At 60.3% G+C, this 13,437-nt stretch carries 14 protein-coding genes; 5 read left to right on the forward strand and 9 right to left on the reverse strand.

Annotated features, from left to right (window positions below; translation table 11 throughout):
- Nucleotides 1–93: 93 nt before the first annotated feature.
- From AC1DYQ_RS20880 to AC1DYQ_RS20890, 3 genes are all read left to right on the forward strand, one after another.
- Entirely contained in the window at nt 94–924 is an 831-nt protein-coding gene (locus tag AC1DYQ_RS20880; RefSeq protein WP_477688401.1) for an urease accessory protein UreD, read from the forward strand.
- A 257-nt stretch (nt 925–1,181) separates the two neighbouring features.
- The gene (locus tag AC1DYQ_RS20885) at nt 1,182–1,667 is read left to right on the forward strand and encodes a hypothetical protein (protein ID WP_477688402.1); all 486 of its coding nucleotides are present in this window, start codon (nt 1,182–1,184) and stop codon (nt 1,665–1,667) included.
- 302 nt (nt 1,668–1,969) lie between these two features.
- Entirely contained in the window at nt 1,970–2,317 is a 348-nt protein-coding gene (locus AC1DYQ_RS20890; RefSeq protein ID WP_457282099.1) for a hypothetical protein, read from the forward strand.
- A gap of 72 nt (nt 2,318–2,389) precedes the next feature.
- Here AC1DYQ_RS20890 and alaC read toward each other — a convergent pair whose 3' ends face one another.
- Nucleotides 2,390–3,625, reverse strand: a complete 1,236-nt coding sequence (alaC, locus tag AC1DYQ_RS20895) for an alanine transaminase (RefSeq protein WP_477668167.1) — start codon at nt 3,623–3,625, stop codon at nt 2,390–2,392.
- A 187-nt stretch (nt 3,626–3,812) separates the two neighbouring features.
- On the opposite strand from alaC, the gene AC1DYQ_RS20900 reads away from it, so the two are divergent.
- Entirely contained in the window at nt 3,813–5,012 is a 1,200-nt protein-coding gene (locus tag AC1DYQ_RS20900) for a cation:proton antiporter (RefSeq protein WP_477688403.1), read from the forward strand.
- Here the strand turns inward: AC1DYQ_RS20900 and AC1DYQ_RS20905 are convergent.
- From AC1DYQ_RS20905 to urtA, 7 genes are all read right to left on the reverse strand, one after another.
- Nucleotides 4,993–5,442: a ribosomal maturation YjgA family protein gene (locus AC1DYQ_RS20905; RefSeq protein WP_477688404.1), complete on the reverse strand. Its 450-nt coding sequence runs from the start codon at nt 5,440–5,442 to the stop codon at nt 4,993–4,995. The genes AC1DYQ_RS20900 and AC1DYQ_RS20905 overlap by 20 nt on opposite strands.
- Nucleotides 5,429–6,274, reverse strand: a complete 846-nt coding sequence (locus AC1DYQ_RS20910; protein ID WP_477688413.1) for a DUF817 domain-containing protein — start codon at nt 6,272–6,274, stop codon at nt 5,429–5,431. Before AC1DYQ_RS20910 ends, AC1DYQ_RS20905 begins: the two co-directional genes overlap by 14 nt.
- 156 nt (nt 6,275–6,430) lie before the next feature.
- Nucleotides 6,431–7,123 carry an urea ABC transporter ATP-binding subunit UrtE gene (gene urtE, locus AC1DYQ_RS20915; protein WP_477688405.1) on the reverse strand — a complete coding sequence of 231 codons (693 nt, stop codon included), beginning with the start codon at nt 7,121–7,123 and terminating at the stop codon, nt 6,431–6,433.
- Nucleotides 7,124–7,132: 9 nt separating this feature from the next.
- Nucleotides 7,133–8,017 (reverse strand): urea ABC transporter ATP-binding protein UrtD, encoded by an 885-nt coding sequence (gene urtD, locus AC1DYQ_RS20920; protein ID WP_477688406.1) that lies wholly within the window; start codon nt 8,015–8,017, stop codon nt 7,133–7,135.
- The gene (gene urtC, locus AC1DYQ_RS20925) at nt 8,014–9,132 is read right to left on the reverse strand and encodes an urea ABC transporter permease subunit UrtC (RefSeq protein ID WP_477668173.1); all 1,119 of its coding nucleotides are present in this window, start codon (nt 9,130–9,132) and stop codon (nt 8,014–8,016) included. The genes urtD and urtC overlap by 4 nt, the downstream gene beginning before the upstream one ends.
- Nucleotides 9,133–9,145: 13 nt before the next feature.
- Nucleotides 9,146–10,729 carry an urea ABC transporter permease subunit UrtB gene (gene urtB, locus AC1DYQ_RS20930; RefSeq protein WP_477688407.1) on the reverse strand — a complete coding sequence of 528 codons (1,584 nt, stop codon included), beginning with the start codon at nt 10,727–10,729 and terminating at the stop codon, nt 9,146–9,148.
- 234 nt (nt 10,730–10,963) lie between these two features.
- Nucleotides 10,964–12,235 (reverse strand): urea ABC transporter substrate-binding protein, encoded by a 1,272-nt coding sequence (gene urtA, locus AC1DYQ_RS20935; protein WP_457282107.1) that lies wholly within the window; start codon nt 12,233–12,235, stop codon nt 10,964–10,966.
- Nucleotides 12,236–12,528: 293 nt separating this feature from the next.
- Here urtA and AC1DYQ_RS20940 point away from each other — a divergent pair, with 293 nt between their 5' ends.
- A complete protein-coding gene (locus tag AC1DYQ_RS20940; protein ID WP_477688408.1) occupies nt 12,529–13,005 on the forward strand; it encodes a hypothetical protein in 477 nt (158 codons plus the stop codon).
- Between the two features lie 148 nt (nt 13,006–13,153).
- Here AC1DYQ_RS20940 and AC1DYQ_RS20945 read toward each other — a convergent pair.
- A partial coding sequence (locus tag AC1DYQ_RS20945) for a hypothetical protein (protein ID WP_477688414.1) occupies nt 13,154–13,437 on the reverse strand: 284 nt, incomplete at its 5' end.

Consider the following 13,437-nt stretch of genomic DNA (forward strand, 5'->3'; position numbering starts at 1 on the left):
ATCAAAAAGAGGCTGCAACCCAATCATGACGGGCGCAAGCAGCTCCTGAATTAATAGCAAATCCAGGCACCCTGCCCGCGGTAAACTTGCCCCATGACCTGGAACGCGACCCTCGCACTCGACTACACCCACCAGGCCGGCAAGACCCTTGCCCACTTTCGCCATAGCGGCCCCCTGCGCATCCTGCAAAGTCTTTACCCCGAAGGTGACGCGATTTGCCACAACGTCATCGTGCACCCGCCCGGCGGCCTGGTCGGCGGCGACACGCTGGACCTGGCCTTCAGCGCAGCACCCGGCACACACGGCCTCATCACCACGCCCGGCGCCACGCGCTTTTACCGCTCCGCCGGCGAGCCCGCCCTGCAGCGCACCCGCCTTGACCTGCAGGCCGGCGCCCGCATGGAATGGCTGCCGCTGGAAGCCATTTGCTACAACGGCTGTCTCGCCGAAAACCGCCTCACCATGACGCTGGCGCCCGGCGCTGAACTGATCGGCTGGGACGTCACCGCCCTGGGCCTGCCCGCCGCCAGCCTGCCGTTCGAGAGCGGCAGCTTTCGCCAGCACATCGAAGTGCCCGGCGTCTGGCTCGAGCGCGCACGCATGGACGCCACGGACACCTTGCTGATGAACAGCCCGCTCGGCATGGCCGGCAACCGCTGCCTCGCCTCACTTTTTTTTGTGGCCGGCAGCAAGCTCGAGCGCCATCGCCGCCAGCTGGCGCTGGACTGCGCACGTGAGGTGATGCAGGCCCACGCGCTGAGTGCCAGCGCCGGTGCGACCAGCCCCGACGGGCAGGTCGTCGTCGTCCGTGTGCTGTCGCCAGTGGTTGAACCTGCCATGGCCTTGCTCAAGCAGGTCTGGCAAGCCTGGCGCACACAGCTCTGGCAGCTGGCGCCCTCCACCCCGCGCATCTGGTCGATGTAGTCCTGCAGCTGCTCACGCAGGCTGTACAAAAAAACATCTTCAGAAAATTCGTTACGCCGGCCCCGCAGCTCAACGGGTTTTGTAGTCTTTAGTTAGCCGCGCGAGCCCCGGCCTCAACAGCCGCTGAAAGACCTGTCCTACAGGCGAATGGGCTTAGGGCACGGCTTACCCGGACCTTTTCCTTTCATGGCCGTTTCAGGTAGCGGCCCAGACTCCATTTATCGATATCCATCGAGTTTCGAACAAGGAGTTTGACCATGACCTCATCCCTGAATTTCCGCCTTGCGCGCACTGCTGCCTGTTTCGGCGCTGCCGCCCTGCTTTCCCTGGGTGCCGCGGCCCAGATTGCTTCCGGCACCACCGGGATCGACGCCACGGGTGACGCCAGGAGCGAAATGGCCGCCTGTAACAACGGCAAGACCCAGCAAGACCGGGCAACCTGTATCACTGAAGTCAAGAACGCCAACGCCGCCAAACGCGCCGGCAAGGTCGACAACGCCAATGGCCAGTTTGCCGCCAATGCATTGAAGCGCTGCGATGTCTTCAAGGGCGAAGACCAGGTCGCCTGCCAGGCCCGTATCGTGGGCTACGGCAAGGCTGATGGCAGCGTCGCCGGCGGCGGTGTCGTGCGCCAGGTAGAAACCGTTGTAGTGCCCCCGGGCGCCACCAACGTTCGCGTGCAGCCGCAGACCTCGACAGACATTGTGGTGATCCCGGCGCCCGTCGCCTCACCGCCGCAATAACCAGTTGCCACTCGCTCCGCCGGGGTTTGATGAATTCACCGGATGAAGCAGAAGCAAAGGTGGGCCGCTTGCGGCCCACTTCTTTTTTGTGTGCGTTTTATGGGCAGGTTTTCCATATCGCCGGTTTCTCCAGGCGACGCATATTTCATTCGCCACCAAACACAGGTAATCCTCCCGTAAAGTCCACCCGGTCAACGGATTTCGCGTGCATGATGAGGGGGACTATCGCGCGTCCACTGCGGGACGCCGTCTCCATGTTCCCCCGGCCATTACCCGCCACGTCACCCGCCACGAAAGCATCCATGCAAAAACCCCAGAACACCTCGCCCGAGAAGCCACAACTGGCGCGAGCGCTCGAAAAAAACGATGCCGTGCAGGACACAGTGGAAAGATCCGCACAAGAACTGCTGCTGATCAACAAGGTCCTCGAAAAAGAAATTCCACCCGCGGTCAAAACAGGCGACGTTGCGATGGCGCTGGTAAAAACCGCGGAACTCGAAGACAAAATCCAGAGCTCCGCGGAAGAGCTGGCACACGTCAACGACCTGCTGGAACGGGAGATTGCGGAGCGTGCCGAACTGGAGAAAAAACTGCTGGCAGCCACAGCCGGTATCGCAGAAAAAGACACGCCCAACGCCACCGGCAGTTGAAAAAAACAGCGCCGACACCTTTGGTGCCGGTCTTGAGTCATGTCAAAGTGGACCGCTTGCGGCCCACTTTTTTTAGCCTTCCTGCTTATCGGTTTGTGCGGATTTCAGCACCCCATCCGCCTTGAACATGGCCTTGATGCCGCGCACCGCCTGGCGGATGCGGGCCTCGTTTTCGATCAAGGCAAAGCGCACATGGTCGTCACCGTGGTCGCCAAAGCCGATGCCGGGTGACACGCACACCTTTGCCTTCTCCAGCAGCTGCTTGGCAAACTCCAGCGACCCCAGCTTGCGGTAAGCCTCGGGAATGCGCGCCCAGATATACATCGACGCCTTGGGGCAGTCCACCGGCCAGCCCGCTTCGGTCAGGCCCTTGTAGAGCACGTCGCGCCGCGCCTGGTATTGCGCGGTAATGTCCCTCACGCATTGCTGGTCGCCTTCCAGCGCGGCAATCGCGGCCACCTGCAGCGGGGTGAAGGTGCCGTAGTCGTGATAGCTCTTGATGCGCGCCAGCGCCGCCACCAGGTCGGGGTTTCCCACCATGAAGCCGACGCGCCAGCCCGCCATGTTGTAGCTTTTGGAGAGTGTAAAAAACTCCACCGCGATGTCTTTGGCGCCCGGCACCTGCATGATGGACGGCGCCTTCCAGCCGTCGAACACGATGTCGGCATAGGCCAGGTCGTGCACCACAAAAATGTCGTGCTTGCGCGCCAGTGCAATCACCTTCTCGAAAAACTCCAGCTCCACGCATTGCGCGGTGGGGTTGGACGGAAACCCCAGCACCATCATCTTGGGCTTGGGGTAGCTGCCGCGAATGGCTTTTTCCAGCTCGGCAAAAAAATCCGTGTCGGGTGTCAGCGGCACCGAGCGAATGTCGGCCCCCGCGATCACCGCGCCGTAAATGTGGATGGGATAGCTCGGGTCCGGGACCAGCACGGTGTCGCCGCGGTCCAGCGTGGCCAGCATCAGGTGGGCCAAACCCTCTTTGGAACCGATGGTGACGATGGCCTCGGTGTCAGGGTCAATCGCCACCTGGTAACGGCTCTGGTACCAGTGCGCAATGGCGCGCCGCAGCCGCGGAATGCCCTTGCTGGCCGAATAGCCGTGCGTGTCGGGCCGCTGCGCGACCTCTGTGAGCTTGGCCACGATGTGCGCGGGCGTGGCGCCATCGGGGTTGCCCATGCTCATGTCGATGATGTCCTCGCCACGCCGGCGCGCCGCGATTCTCAGCTCGGCCGTGATGTTAAAAACGTAGGGGGGAAGCCGGTCAATGCGCGCAAAGCGGCGCTTGCCTGAAGAAGAGGCGGACATAAGAAACTTTCACGTAAGCGCCCGGAACCGTCCGAGCGACGTGGCTGGCAATGGGGCCAGCCGACGCCATGGTAACCGACAGGCAGGCCGCTTACAACCGGCGCCACCGCCATGGTCTACCATGCGGGGCTTGGCCGCCGGCACGGAGCCGGAAGGCATAAAAACAAAGGGAACCATGGACTCCGCAATGACCACCACCGAAACCTATTTGATCGCCATGGCGCTCATCTTCGCGGTGCCCTACCTGATCTGGCGGGTTCTCGGAACCGACTACTACGCGCCACTGGTGGTGGTGCAGATGATCGCCGGCATTTTGCTGGGCCCGGGCATCCTGGGCAAGGTCTACCCTGACTACTACGCCTTTGTCTTCAGCGCGCCGGTGGTGCAGTCGCTCAACGGCATTGCCTGGTGGGCCGTCATGGTGTTTGTCTGGATCGCCGGCATCGAGCTGGACCTCAAAAAGACCTGGGAACACCGGCGCGAAAGCGGCATCACCGCCGGCCTGGCACTAAGCACACCGCTGGTGTTGGGCTGCGTCGTGGCCGCAGGCATGCTGATGTACCCAGGGTGGCTGGGCACGCAAGGCATGCCCTGGCAGTTTGTGGTGGGTGTCGGCATGGCGTGTGCCGTGACGGCGCTGCCCGTGCTGATCCTGCTGATGGACAAGCTGGCCATCCTGCGCCAGCCGGTTGGCCAGCGGCTGATCCGCTACGCCAGCCTCGACGACATCGCGATCTGGGGCGTGCTGGCGCTGATCCTGATGGACTGGAAACGGGTGGGCACCCAGGTCGGTTTCCTCGTGGCGTTCGGCGTTGTGAGCTACGCCTTCCGCAAGCTCATGGTGTGGCTGCCCGAGCGTGACCGCTGGTACGTCGGCTTGATCTGGCTGATCATCTGCGCCTTCAGCGCGGAATGGGCCGGGCTGGACTACATGATCGGGGCTTTCCTGGCCGGCGCCGTCATCGACGGTGAGTGGTTCGACCAGGAACACATGGACCTGCTGCGCCATCACGTGCTGCTGGTGATGATGCCGGTGTTTTTCCTCAGTGCGGGGCTGCGCACCAACTGGTCCGTCGGCGGAGAAGCCGTTTTTATCGCCGCGGCGGTGCTGCTTGTGGCTTCAGTCGGCGGCAAGTTGATGGGCACTTACATCGCAGGCAAAGTGCTGAAATGGGCGCCCGGTGAAGGCTCCATCATCGGCTGGCTGCTGCAGACCAAGGGCCTGATCATGATCATCTTTGTCAACATCCTGCTGAGCAAGAAAATCATCTCCAATGAGACCTTCACCGCCCTGCTGCTGATGGCCATTGCCAGCACCATGCTGACGGTGCCGATGACGGCACCCCGGCTTCAGCGCATGAAAGAGATCATCTCTCGCTCGAAGTAACCGGCGTAATCGGCCTTCTGGCAGCCTTCCAGCGGGCCAGCAGAAACTCCAGCGCCAAAACCAGCAGAAATCCGCAGGCATAGGCCAGCACGTCCATCCAGTCAGCCACCGAACCCAGCAGAATCTTCAGCACCCGGTTCTGCACGTGCCAGCCGTTGACGCTGGCCACATACTGGGCCAGCTCCACCAGGCAACCCACCGCAAACGCCACCAGCGCCAGGTTGCGGGTGTTGGCCTTGATCACGGTCTTGAGCAAAAGGTACACCCACACCACAGCCAGCACGTCGCCGACAAAACCCCGCAGCCAGCGGTGGTGTGACCACACAGTCGCGATCAGCACTTCAATGATGAAGACAAGGATTGCCCAGAGCGCCGCCTCGCGGTCAAAGCGCAGCTTCACGCGGGAAGCGCCCGTTTCAGTCGGGGACATGGATGCGCGCCTTCACATGCTTCAGGTTGGCCACGATGGTGAAGGTCATGACCACCAGCAGTGACCAGGAACTCCATTTGCCCACATGAACAAGGGACCAGGCGCCCAGCTGGTTGGGGTAGTGCCACAGGCTGAAGAACGTGCTGATGTTTTCAGCCACCCAGATAAAGAAGCCGATCAGCAAAAAGGCCAGCAGCAAGGGCATACTCCGGTCCCGGTCATAGGGCCGGAAGATCACCGTGGACCTGGCATACAGACCGCCCAGGCAGGCGGCGATGTACCAGCGGTAGTCGCCCCAAAAGTGGTGCGCGAAAAAGTTGCCATAGATCAGCAATGCAATCACCACGCCCATCCAGTAAGGCGGGTGATGCCGGATGCGCAGGTCAAACAATTGCCACGCCTGGATGATGTAGCTGCCGACCGCCGCATACATGAAGCCGGAAAACAGCGGCACGCCAAACACTTTCGTATAGGCAAAGTCCGGGTAGCTCCAGGACTGGATGGACCCGGAAGTCTTGAAGACCTCCAGCGCAAACCCCACCACGTGAAAGAGGCAGATGGCTTTCAGCTCATCCAGCGTTTCCAGCTTGGCCAGCACCATCCAGCCTTGAATCAGCAGCGCAATCAAAAGCAGGAGGTCGTAGCGCGGAACACCGGCCACGCCTGCCCGCGGCACAAGGAACACCGCTGCAAAGAACAGTCCGGCAAAGAGGCAGGCCCTGGCTTCCTTGAGGCCGAAGCAGCCAAACTCCACCAAAAATCGGCGAAAGCCCGAGAGACCCGCATGAGATTTCGCCTGGATCAGCCAGTTGTCCAACGCAAGCAACGCCATCGGCATCTACCTTTTTTTGATTGTTTTTAGCCGGTTTGTTTCGGCGACCGCTGCGATTCTACGTTCACGGAACTGATACGAATATCGGCATGCCTGCAGGCACAAAAAAGCCCGGACAAACCGGGCTTTGACGCAAGGCGACGACAGGTACCCTGCTTAAATCGCCACCAGCTGCCGCACGCCGTTGGTTTCCATGTCCTTGCCCTGGCCGCGCGCAATGAATTCGCCGCGCTCCATCACCAGGTAGTCGTCGGCCAGTTCCTGCGCGAAGTCGTAGTACTGCTCCACCAGCAAGATGGCCATGTCACCGCGATCGGCCAGCATGCGGATCACGCGGCCGATGTCCTTGATGATGCTGGGCTGAATGCCTTCGGTGGGCTCGTCAAGAATCAACAGCTTGGGCTTGGCCGCCAGTGCACGCGCAATGGCCAGCTGTTGCTGCTGCCCACCCGACAAGTCACCACCGCGCCGGTTCAGCATTTGCTTGAGCACCGGAAACAGCTCATACAGCTCGGCAGGAATCGGCGTGCTGGCGCTTTTGTAGGCCAGGCCCATGCGCAGGTTTTCTTCCACCGTCAGGCGCGCGAAGATTTCACGGCCTTGCGGCACAAAGCCGATGCCTGCGCGGGCGCGCTCATACGGCGTGTTGCCCTGGATGGGTTTGCCGTCGAATTCAATCGTGCCGGTCTTGATGGGGATCAGGCCCATCAGTGATTTGAGCAACGTGGTCTTGCCCACGCCGTTGCGGCCCAGCAGCACCGTAACCTTGCCCAGGTGAGCGTCCAGGCTCACGTCCCGCAGGATGTGGGAGCCGCCGTAGTACTGGTTGATGTTTTTGACGTTCAGCATGGTGTGTCCTCAACGTCCCAAGTAGACTTCGATGACCCGCTCATCCGCCTGCACCTGGTCCAAGGTCCCCTGCGCCAACACAGACCCATCACACAGCACGGTAACGATCTCCGAAATCGTCTTGATAAAGCTCATGTCATGCTCCACCACCATCAGCGAATGCTTGCCCTTGAGCGTCAAGAACAGCTCCGCCGTGCGTGCCGTTTCCTCATCGGTCATGCCAGCCACCGGCTCGTCGAGCAGCAGCAGCTTCGGGTCCTGCATCAACAGCATGCCGATCTCCAGCCACTGCTTTTGCCCATGGCTCAGGTTGCCGGCCATACGGCCCACACTGTCTGCCAGGTGAATCGTCACCAGGATCTCGGCCAGCCTGTCGCTTTGTGTTGAATCGAGCTTGAAGAACATCGAATGCTTCACGCCCTTGTTGGTCTTGAGCGCGAGCTCCAGGTTTTCAAACACGGTGAGCTGCTCAAACACCGTGGGCTTCTGGAACTTGCGGCCTATCCCCAGCTGGGCGATTTCGGCTTCCTTGTGGCGCAGCAGGTCAATCGTGCTGCCGAAAAACACCGTGCCTTCATCGGGCCGGGTCTTGCCGGTGATGATGTCCATCATGGTCGTCTTGCCGGCTCCATTGGGGCCGATGATGCAGCGCAGCTCTCCGGGCGCAATGTCCAGGCTCAGCTTGTTGATGGCCTTGAAGCCGTCGAAGCTGACGCTCACATCTTCTAGGTACAGGATACGGCCGTGGGTAACGTCTACCTCGCCGGTGGCATGAGCAATACGGCGGCCACTGGCGCTACGGCCACCCGATGCCGTATTGGCCTTGCCGGCTTCCAGTGCAGCCAGGCGCTCTTCAATGCGGCGTGCGCCCTGCTCAAGAAGGTCGGGGGTCATTTGCCACCCCCTTTACGAAGCTTCTTGACCAGGCCCACCACCCCATCGGGCAGGAACAGCGTGACGCTGATGAAAAGTGCCCCCAGAAAGTACAGCCAGAATTCGGGATACGCCACCGTCAGCCAGCTCTTGGCGCCGTTGACAATAAAGGCACCCACAATCGGCCCGATCAGGCTGGCGCGCCCGCCCACTGCGGCCCAGATGGCAATTTCAATCGAGTTGGCCGGGCTCATTTCGCTCGGGTTGATGATGCCGACCTGCGGCACATACAGCGCACCGGCCACACCGCACATGATGGCCGAGATGACCCAGATCGTGAGCTTGTAGCCCAGCGGGCTGTAGCCGGAGAACATCACGCGCGTTTCAGCGTCGCGAATGGCCTGCAGCACACGGCCAAACTTGCTGCCCACCAGCCATTTGGCAAACAAAAAGAAACCCAGCAGCGTCAGGCCGGTCATGATGAATAGCGTCATGCGCATCGACGGCGTGGCAATCGGGATGTTGAGAATGCGCTTGAAATCGGTAAAGCCGTTGTTGCCGCCAAAACCGGTTTCATTGCGAAAGAACAGCAGCATGGCGGCAAACGTCATGGCCTGGGTGATGATGGAAAAATACACGCCCTTGATGCGCGAGCGGAAGGCAAAGAAGCCAAACACAAAGGCAATGATGCCCGGCACCGCCACAATCAAAAACAGGGTGGCGGCAAAGCTGTCGCTGAAAGTCCAGTGCCAGGGCAAGGTCTTCCAGTCAAGGAACACCATGAAGTCGGGCAGGTCGCTTTTGTAATTGCCGTCGCGGCCAATCTGGCGCATGAGGTACATGCCCATGGCGTAGCCGCCCAGTGCAAAGAACACGCCATGCCCCAGCGAGAGGATGCCGGTGTAGCCCCAGATCAAGTCCATGGCCAACGCGCAGATGGCGTAGCACATGATCTTGCCGAGCAGCGCCACGGCGTAGGTGCTCATGTGGAACACGCTGCCCTCGGGCACCCACAGGTTGAGGATGGGCGCAATGGCGCAGACGGCGATCAGTGCCATCATGAAGGCGCTCCAGCCGCCGCGCGTAAGCAGTGGGCCCTTGGCCGGAAGGTGCACGATAGTTGGCATCGGGGTCATGGTGGTCGTCATCTCAGGCCTCCGCACTGCGGCCCTTCATCGCGAAGATGCCCTGCGGCCGCTTCTGGATGAAGATGATGATGAACACCAGCACGGCAATCTTGGCCAGCACGGCGCCCGTCCAGCCTTCCAGGAATTTATTGAGGATGCCCAGGCCCATCGCGGCATACACCGTGCCCGCCAGCTGGCCCACGCCGCCCAGCACCACCACCATGAACGAATCCACGATGTAGCCTTGGCCCAGGTCAGGCCCCACGTTGCCCACCTGGCTCAGCGCGCAGCCCGCCAGGCCGGCAATGCCCGAGCCCAGCGCGAAGGCGTAAGTATCAACGCGGGCCGTGTTCACACCCATGCAAGAGGCAATCGGCCGGTTCTGCGTGACGCCGCGCACAAACAGGCCCAGCCGCGTGCGGCTGATCAGCCAGGCCACGCCCAGCAGCACCGCCACCGCAAACACAATGATGACCAGCCGGTTGTAAGGCAGCGAAAGATTGCCCAGCACCTGCACGCCGCCGCTCATCCACACCGGGTTTTCAACACCCACGTTTTGCGCGCCAAAAATCGAGCGCACCAGTTGCTGCAGCATCAGGCTGATACCCCAGGTGGCCAGCAGTGTCTCCAGCGGCCGGCCATAGAGGAAGCGGATCACGCTGCGCTCCAGCGCCGCGCCCATCAGCGCCGAAGCCATAAAGGCCACCGGCACCGCGGCCAGCAAATACCAGTCAAACGCGCCGGGGAAGTATTTTTGAAACAGGCCCTGCACCACATAGGTGGCATAGGCGCCAATCATCATCAGCTCGCCGTGCGCCATATTGATGACGCCCATCAGCCCGTAAGTGATGGCCAACCCCAGCGCCACCAGCAGCAAAATGCTGCCCAGGCTGATGCCGCTGAAAATCGCGCCCAGCTTGTTGCCCCACTCCAGCGAGGCCTCCACCTTGGCCAGCGCAGCCTGCAGGGCCACCTTCACATCGGCATCGGCCTCGGTGCCCAGTCGCTCTATCAGCACCGTCTTGGTATTGGGGTTCTTGCTGCCGGCCAGCTGCGCGGCGGCCTCCAGGCGCTTGGCCTTGTCGGTGCTGCCCAGCATGATGGCGGCGCGCATCAGCTCGAGCTGGTTCTTCAGCTCGGGCACGGTTTCAGCCGCGTAGGCTTTTTCAATCAGCGGCAGCCGCGCTTCGTCGTTGTCACCGCCCAGCGTCTTGATCGCATCGCGCCGCTGCTTCTCGTCTTTGGAAAACAGCTTCAACGCGGCCAGCGCGTTGTCGATCTCGCTGCGCATCAGGTTGGGGTTGATCACGTCTTCAGCATCAGCCGGCAGCGGCACCTCAGCGCCGGTGATCGGGTCAAAGGCTTTGTCGTCTTTCACGACAAACACCTTGTCACCCTTGGTTTTCACCGCATCGTCAGACAGCGCCTGTATGAATGCAGCCGTCTTCTCGTCGGCCTTGGCAGCGGCCTTGCCCAAGGCCTCCACACGTGCCTCCGTTTCGCCAATTGACATGCCTTTTACCTCCTCAGGGCTTAAGGCATGGGCGCGAGCAGCTATCAAAAGCGTAGCAAGAAGGAGTAAGCGGAGAAGTGGGTAACGGAGCATAGGGGAAAGAACCTGTAGGTTGGGCACAGCACGCAACCGTGTTGCGCCCAGACTGCAACTTCCTGAGGGGGCACCGGTCTTACTCACCAAGAGCAAGAACCGGACCGTAGACGCCCAAAGGCGTCAAGACAGGAAGAAGCGTAGCGAGCGGACCGAGGTGGGGTTCGAGGAGCGGAACCGTACACCAGTACGGTGAGCACCACAGAGCCCCAGATCGGTTCGCGCAGTAGCTTCTTACTTCTTGACAGGCTCGTCGGGTTTCTTGTCGTTCCCTTCAATGTATGGGCTCCATGGCTTGGCCTTAACCGGACCAGGCGTCTTCCACACCACATTGAACTGGCCATCAGCCTTGATTTCGCCGATGAAGACCGACTTGTGCAGGTGATGGTTTTTCTCATCCATCTTGCTCACGATGCCGGAAGGCGCGTTGAAGGTCTGGCCGGCCATGGCGGCGATGACCTTGTCGGTGTCGGTGGACTTGGCCTTTTCAACAGCCTGCTTCCACATGTTGATGCCGATGTAGGTGGCTTCCATCGGGTCGTTGGTCAAAGGCTTGTCAGAGCCAGGGAGCTTCTTGGCTTTGGCATAAGCAGACCACTTCTTGATGAACTCGGTGTTGGCCGGGCTCTTGATCGACTGGAAGTAGTTCCAGGCAGCCAGGTGGCCGACCAGGGGCTTCGTGTCCACGCCGCGCAGTTCTTCTTCACCCACAGAGAAGGCAACCACCGGCACGTCTTTGGCCTTCAGGCCGGCATTGCCCAGCTCTTTGTAGAAAGGCACGTTGGAGTCACCGTTGATGGTGGACACCACAGCGGTCTTGCCGCCTTGCGAGAATTTCTTCACGTCAGCCACGATGGTCTGGTAGTCGCTGTGGCCGAAGGGGGTGTATTTCTCGTCGATGTCGGTGTCTTTGACACCCTTGCTCTTGAGGTAGGCGCGCAGAATCTTGTTGGTGGTGCGTGGGTACACATAGTCAGTGCCCAGCAGAACCCAACGCTTGGCGCCGCCGCCGGCCTTGCTCATCAAATAGTCGACCGCAGGAATAGCCTGCTGGTTGGGTGCCGCACCCGTGTAGAACACGTTCTTGGAGAGTTCTTCACCTTCGTACTGCACAGGGTAGAACAGCAGGCCGTTCATTTCTTCAACCACTGGCAGCACCGACTTGCGGGACACAGACGTCCAGCAACCGAAGATGACGGAAACTTTGTCCTGGCCGAGCAGCTGCTTGGTTTTTTCAGCAAACAGGGGCCAGTTGGAAGCCGGGTCAACCACCACGGGCTCGAGCTTCTTGCCCATCACGCCGCCCTTGGCATTGATCTCTTCGATCGCCATCAGCACGGTGTCTTTCAGGGTCGTTTCAGAAATTGCCATGGTGCCCGACAGGCTGTGCAAGATGCCAACCTTGATGGTGCCGCCCGCCTGGGCAAAAGCGGCAGGCATGGCGCCAAGGCCTGCCAGTGCGACTGCGGCGGTCATCGCCTTGAGGGTAAATCGACGTTGTTGCATGTGAATCCTCGCTCCGGTAGATAGGTGTGTGAATCGCGTTTCGCTGCGCCAAAACCCGGGGAAACCAGGGCTTTTACACAGCGATGAACCGATTCTGGGGACCGGAGGGGGATTGGGGAATACGCCGGGTGGCGTATGCGGGGTGGCCGGTATGCTGTGGGTTGCCGGTGAGGGCCGGCATTACAGGGAGGCCGCTGCATCCACCGACCTCTCTCCAATATCAAACTAAAAAAAGAGGACTCTCTTATATGAACGCGCTGGTTTCCCGCTCTTCACACCTGGTCATCCTTGCCTTGACCGCCACAATCCTCGCAGGGTGCCAGACCACCCAGCCCGGCCCAGGTGCAAGCAACCCCGAGCCCAAGATTCTTTCCGTCACCCGTGTAGGAGGAAAAGGCATCCCCAACGGCCGATCAGATTCAGCGGCGCCCTACTTTCGGACACTCAAGTTGCCCATCGCCACCGACCCAGGCTATGGCTACTCTGCCGCCAAACCCATCAAGACAGGACCGAGAGACAAGAGCTTTCACCATCTGTACCTCAACTCACTGCGCGGACCAAAAGGCGAACCAGTGACCTATGAACGTCGAGGCGCCTGCTGCGAATACGAGGACAAATCGATCCCGACGGGTAGCGGGCTCCCCTCAGGTGGCGGGCTGCTGGATGTGTACGACATTCAGGTTGACGGAGGCAGCAAGACCATCACGATTTACGTGGATATGTACCGGATGGGGCCGCCGCAGATGCCGGTTGGGTTTACGGCTAGGTAGTGATGAGAATTTTGTTGAGGGCAGTCTGATTGCATCCCAACTAAAGACGTCATCTGACCCGGTGGCCAAGTTATTTTTGATGCATTCACCCGCAATCTAAGATGACGCAAACAGAAATAAACGGAGGCGAGGATGAAGATTAAAAGTTCTAAAACTCGAAACAAACGATTTGAGTTTGCATGAATGTTGAATTGCACTGAAGTCTGACCCGAGTTTTCCATCGAATCTTGACCCACACTCTTTGTGAGCAGAAGGTGCTCACGATGTGGATAAGTTCTTGATCTTCTCCTTTTTGGGCTGAGTCTGTGTGGATCTGCCTCAAAGTGCGCCGCTGTTTCCGCGATTTTGTTGCCTCGATTACCAGCCAGGTGGCCAGCTTCTCGGCGTAGGGATCGAGCTTGCTTGAGCTGACCCGTCTTGGGTACTTAGGCT

It is taken from the genome of Polaromonas sp. P1_F4 (genome assembly GCF_056405675.1).

What these genes read in the sequence shown, in the direction of transcription:
- AC1DYQ_RS20880 (WP_477688401.1), top strand. Translation starts at nt 94, where the DNA reads ATGACCTGGAACGCGACCCTCGCACTCGACTACACCCACCAGGCCGGC.
- AC1DYQ_RS20885 (WP_477688402.1), top strand. Translation starts at nt 1,182, where the DNA reads ATGACCTCATCCCTGAATTTCCGCCTTGCGCGCACTGCTGCCTGTTTC.
- AC1DYQ_RS20890 (WP_457282099.1), top strand. Translation starts at nt 1,970, where the DNA reads ATGCAAAAACCCCAGAACACCTCGCCCGAGAAGCCACAACTGGCGCGA.
- alaC (WP_477668167.1), bottom strand. Translation starts at nt 3,625, where the DNA reads ATGTCCGCCTCTTCTTCAGGCAAGCGCCGCTTTGCGCGCATTGACCGG.
- AC1DYQ_RS20900 (WP_477688403.1), top strand. Translation starts at nt 3,813, where the DNA reads ATGACCACCACCGAAACCTATTTGATCGCCATGGCGCTCATCTTCGCG.
- AC1DYQ_RS20905 (WP_477688404.1), bottom strand. Translation starts at nt 5,442, where the DNA reads ATGTCCCCGACTGAAACGGGCGCTTCCCGCGTGAAGCTGCGCTTTGAC.
- AC1DYQ_RS20910 (WP_477688413.1), bottom strand. Translation starts at nt 6,274, where the DNA reads ATGGCGTTGCTTGCGTTGGACAACTGGCTGATCCAGGCGAAATCTCAT.
- urtE (WP_477688405.1), bottom strand. Translation starts at nt 7,123, where the DNA reads ATGCTGAACGTCAAAAACATCAACCAGTACTACGGCGGCTCCCACATC.
- urtD (WP_477688406.1), bottom strand. Translation starts at nt 8,017, where the DNA reads ATGACCCCCGACCTTCTTGAGCAGGGCGCACGCCGCATTGAAGAGCGC.
- urtC (WP_477668173.1), bottom strand. Translation starts at nt 9,132, where the DNA reads ATGACCCCGATGCCAACTATCGTGCACCTTCCGGCCAAGGGCCCACTG.
- urtB (WP_477688407.1), bottom strand. Translation starts at nt 10,729, where the DNA reads ATGCTCCGTTACCCACTTCTCCGCTTACTCCTTCTTGCTACGCTTTTG.
- urtA (WP_457282107.1), bottom strand. Translation starts at nt 12,235, where the DNA reads ATGCAACAACGTCGATTTACCCTCAAGGCGATGACCGCCGCAGTCGCA.